Raw genomic sequence first — 690 nt, 5'->3', positions numbered from 1 at the left:
ACCGCCCGGTCGGCGAGGCGGACCCGCAACCGGTGGGCGGGGTGCAGCGCGTCGCCGACGCCCTTGGCGGACTCGTCGGTGATGAGTTCACCGAGCCCGAAGCCGGCCGAGATCAGTGGCGCGAAGGTCTCGATGTCGGGGCACATCACGACGATGTCGCGGGGCTCGAGGCTCGGGTCGTCCTCGAGCAGGCCGACGAGCACTTCCCGCAGCACGTCGATCTGGCGGGCGGCGCCGTGGCAGGCGTGCACCTGCACGGTCCGGTCCTTGGGGTCGAGGACGCGGGCGGCACGCTCGGCGACGTCGGGCGCGTGGTTGGCGCGGAGGTCGGACTGGAGCCAGCCGAGCAGGTGGTCGGGAGCAGCGGGATCGGCAGCAGCACCGGCGTCGACGGCCTGCCCGGCGCGCACCCGGGCACCGAGCACGGTGGCGAGCTCGCGGGCGTCACGGCCCAGCGAGGCGAGCAGCGGGTGGTCGACGAGGTCGGCGGAACGGGACACGTCGCGCGGCGTCACCTCGGCGCCGGCCGCGGTCACGGCGTCCCACAGCGCGGCCGACGGCTGGGCCAGCCACAGGTGCACGTCACGGTGTTCGCCGAGCGCGGCGAGCAGGTCGATCTCGGTCTCGGGAAGGCGCGTGTGCCCGAACAGCGACAGCCGGTCGGGCAGGTCGAGCCCGGCCACCTCACCG

At 74.9% G+C, this 690-nt stretch carries 1 protein-coding gene; it reads right to left on the bottom strand.

Annotated elements, in window-relative coordinates; all coding sequences use genetic code 11:
* A partial coding sequence (locus ACOADB_RS16725; protein ID WP_378600881.1) for an exodeoxyribonuclease V subunit gamma occupies window positions 1-690 on the bottom strand: 690 nt, incomplete at both ends.

Origin of the sequence: Nocardioides sp. CPCC 206348 (assembly GCF_048654705.1) — a bacterium.
Classification (GTDB): Bacteria; Actinomycetota; Actinomycetes; order Propionibacteriales; family Nocardioidaceae; genus Nocardioides.
This window is presented reverse-complemented; position numbering and strand designations above follow the sequence as displayed.